Raw genomic sequence first — 3,964 nt, forward strand, 5'->3', positions numbered from 1 at the left:
CGTGTTTAACATTTTCTATTTCACCATTATATAATATCATAACTCTTATGCATAATGGCAAGTATAATTCTTCATTTACAATCATTTCGTTAAAATGCATAATAGCCTGACTATTTAACCTATATTCTTCCCTTAAATACTTACCAGGATAATCTGCGGTAATATCAGAGGTACAGGAAAATATAATAGATATTATATTTTTTAAATTCAAGCTGTTTTTATATATTATTTCATCAAATAGTGTAATAGAAGCTTTTTTAATATTTTCCTTGTTATTTTTTTCTATAGTTATTGCTCCTCTTATAGCTTTCATAACTCATCACCTACTTTTTCCCCGGCTATATAGCCTGTAGATAAAGCTATTTGTACATTATAGCCACCGGTAAAAGCATCTACATCCATAACTTCTCCGCAGAAAGAAAGATTTTTTATAATCTTAGATTTCATTGTAGAGGGATTTATCTCTTTAATAGATACTCCTCCGGCAGTTACTATTGCTTCTTCTATGGGTCTTAGCCCCTTAACTTTCATACTGAGATTCTGCAAAAGATAAACAAGGCTTTTTCTCTCTTCTTTTGTGACAGTGTTTATCTTTTTATTGGGATCTATATTAGATAAATTGATTATCGTATTTATAAGCTTCCTAGGCAGCAGGTCTTCTAAAGAATTCTTAAAATCTTTGTTTATGTATTTCTTGAAATCCCTTTGAATTCTGCTATCCAGCTCCTGTTCGCTCAAAGCAGGCTTTAAATTTAGAGAAATCTTATATTCTCCCTGGGATTTTACGTATCTGCTTGCACTTAAAATAACAGGACCTGACACTCCATAATGAGTAAAGACCATTTCTCCAAAGCTTTTATAAATCTGTTTATTTTCCTTAAAAAGGGTGACTTGAATATTCTTTAAGGATAATCCCTGAAGCTCTTTAATGAACTCCTCTTTTATTTCTATAGGTACTAAAGAAGGTTTTGGTTCAACTATCTTATGTCCTAAATCTTCTGCAAATTTGTATCCATCCCCTCTTGAACCTGTAGAGGGATAGGATTTGCCTCCTGTAGCTAATATAAAATAATCTCCTTGTATTCTTTCACCATTGCTCAGAACAGCTTCTATTATAGCTGAATCTTTAGAAAGAAGATTTATAACCTTACTGTTAAGATGTATTTCAACACCGCTGGCATTCAGCTTTTTTTCCAAGGCTCCTATGATATCAGAGGACTTATCAGATTTAGGAAACACCCTGTCTCCCCTTTCTATCTTAAGATCTACTCCTAAGGTAGTAAACATACTCATTACATCTTCATTAGTAAATGTGTACAATGAACTATACAAAAAATTAGGGTTTCCGGGAATATATTCAAAAAACTCACTTATATCTTTAGCATTTGTCACATTACAGCGTCCTTTACCGGTAATAAAAAGCTTTTTACCTAATCTTTCATTACCCTCCACAAGAATGACCTTATTATTTTCAGAAGCTTTTATAGCTGCCATCATTCCCGCAGGTCCTCCGCCTATAACTATAACCTTCTTCAAGCTTTCATCTCCTTAGTTATATTAGTTTAACCACATTAATATTATCCCTTTACAGCATTTAATGTCAATTAAAAAAGAACATATAAAATTACCTTGATAAAGATCTTCTATAACTAAAGCGTATACTCAGTCAATAGATATAACATTAAAAATAGAGTATGATGTCCCCATCATACTCTTTAAAACATAAAATTTATTTGTTATCTATTTAGGATATATTATATTCTAATATATTCCTTGTGCATTCATAGCTTCTGCAACTTTAACAAAACCTGCTATGTTAGCTCCTGCCACTAAGTTATATCCAAATCCATACTCCTCTGCTGTGTTGCAGGCTGCTTTATGGATATTAACCATTATTTGATGAAGTCTTGCATCAACTTCTTCTTCAGTCCAGGATAATCTTGCACTGTTTTGAGCCATTTCAAGAGCAGATACTGAAACTCCGCCGGCATTAGCTGCCTTAGAAGGTCCAACAATCACATTATGCTGCTGAAGGTATTGAACAGCTTCGTTTGTACAAGGCATATTTGCACCTTCGCAAACATACTTTATGTTATTTTCTACTATCATTTTTGCATGTTCTAAATGTATATCATTTTGGGTAGCACATGGCATTATTATATCAACTTTTACACCCCATGGTTTCTGACCTGGGTAGAATTCTACTCCATATTTGTCTGCATAATCCTTAACTTTATCTCTTCCTGAATTTCTCATCTCTACTAAGTACTCAACTTTTTCTCCGATTATACCGTTAGGATCATATATATATCCATCTGGACCGGATAAAGTTACAACCTTACCGCCTAAGCTTTCAACTTTTTTACATACCCCCCAAGCAACATTACCAAAGCCTGAAACTGCCACTGTCTTTCCTTCAAAAGTGTCATTTTCATGCTTTAATATTTCCTGACAGAAATAAGCAATACCAAAGCCTGTTGCTTCCGGTCTGATTAAGCTTCCGCCATAGCTTAAGCCTTTACCTGTAAGCACGCCGTTTTCAAAAGCTCCCTTTATTCTTCTGTAGTGTCCATATAGATAACCTATCTCTCTGGCACCTACTCCAATATCTCCGGCAGGCACGTCCACGTCAGGACCTATATGTCTGTATAGCTCAGTCATAAAGCTTTCACAGAACCTTCTTATTTCCCCATCGGATCTTCCTCTTGGGTCAAAGTCTGAACCTCCCTTACCGCCGCCAATTGGGAGGCTTGTTAAGGAATTCTTGAGTATTTGCTCAAATCCAAGGAATTTAATTATACCTATATATACTGAAGGATGGAATCTTAATCCTCCCTTATAAGGTCCTATTGCTCCATTGAACTGTACTCTATACCCTCTGTTAACCTTTACATTGCCTTCATCGTCAGTCCAAGGAACTTTGAACATTATCTGTCTTTCCGGTTCACAGAATCTTTCTAACAAATTGGCTTTAATATACTCGGGATGCTTGTTTAATACTGGCTCAAGAGAAACTAAAACTTCTTCCACCGCTTGAATAAACTCCGGTTCATTAGCATTTCTCTTTCTAACATTCTCCAACACGCTTTCAATATAAGCTTTTGGTTCTAAAACTGTGTTACCCATTTAAATACCCCCTAAATGAATGATTTAATTCATATTTTGTAGAATTTGAAATTCAAGCTTCTTTCAGTATATATATATTCGATATAAAGTGATTTATTCCTTCTCAAATTTAATAAATTTTTACAATTATTAATATAAAAAAGAGATAAAATTATTTTATCTCTTATTTTTCTTCTCTTGGCTTATAAGAATATATCTGATACTCTTCCCATATATCTTCAAGGCTGTTAAAGGTTGATGCTATCTTTTCCTTTTCCATCAATCCTACAGCAATGATTAAAGCATTTATTACGCTGAGAGGGGCTACAAGCGAGTCTACAAAGGATGCCATATTGCTTTGTGCAATTAATGTGTAATCAGCTTTTCCCGCTAAAGGTGATAATAAGCTGTCTGTTATAGCTACCACAGAAGCCTTTCTCTTATGTGCAAATTCCAAAGACTGAATGGTTTTAACAGCATATCTTGGAAATCCTATTCCTATAACCAGATCTCCTTCGCCTACACTTATCATCTGCTCAAAAATATCGGATATACCGTAACCAACAACCTTTACGTTATCCAGAATAACATTTAAATAGAAGCCTAAAAAATCTGCTAACGCAGTGGAACTTCTAAGACCGATTATATAAATACGTTTTGCTTCAAGAATTTTTGCAACAACTTCTTCAAAGCTCTTTTGATTAATTTTTTCTAAAGTAGCTCTTATATTTTCCATATCAGCTTTAAGAACACCCTTCAAGGCATTTTCTTCACTTATATAATCATTAGACAGTTCAAGTCTTTGAACTGTGGTGAGTTTATTTTTTATAAGCTCCTGCAGAGCTTTTTGAAGTTTGGG

At 34.2% G+C, this 3,964-nt stretch carries 4 protein-coding genes; all 4 read right to left on the reverse strand.

Annotated elements, in window-relative coordinates:
• A partial coding sequence (locus TA89_RS06155; protein ID WP_040211801.1) for a chorismate mutase occupies positions 1 to 313 on the reverse strand: 313 nt, incomplete at its 3' end.
• Positions 310 to 1,536: a BaiN/RdsA family NAD(P)/FAD-dependent oxidoreductase gene (locus TA89_RS06160; RefSeq protein WP_040211803.1), complete on the reverse strand. Its 1,227-nt coding sequence runs from the start codon at positions 1,534 to 1,536 to the stop codon at positions 310 to 312. The genes TA89_RS06160 and TA89_RS06155, both read right to left, overlap by 4 nt.
• Before the next feature lie 225 nt (positions 1,537 to 1,761).
• The gene (gene gdhA, locus TA89_RS06165) at positions 1,762 to 3,126 is read right to left on the reverse strand and encodes an NADP-specific glutamate dehydrogenase (RefSeq protein WP_040211805.1); all 1,365 of its coding nucleotides are present in this window, start codon (positions 3,124 to 3,126) and stop codon (positions 1,762 to 1,764) included.
• 163 nt (positions 3,127 to 3,289) lie between these two features.
• Positions 3,290 to 3,964, reverse strand: a 675-nt coding sequence (locus TA89_RS06170; RefSeq protein WP_040211806.1) for a MurR/RpiR family transcriptional regulator, incomplete at its 5' end; no start/stop codon positions are given.

The organism is Clostridium polynesiense, from assembly GCF_000820705.1.
GTDB classification, from domain to species: Bacteria; Bacillota; Clostridia; order Clostridiales; family Clostridiaceae; genus Clostridium_AA; species Clostridium_AA polynesiense.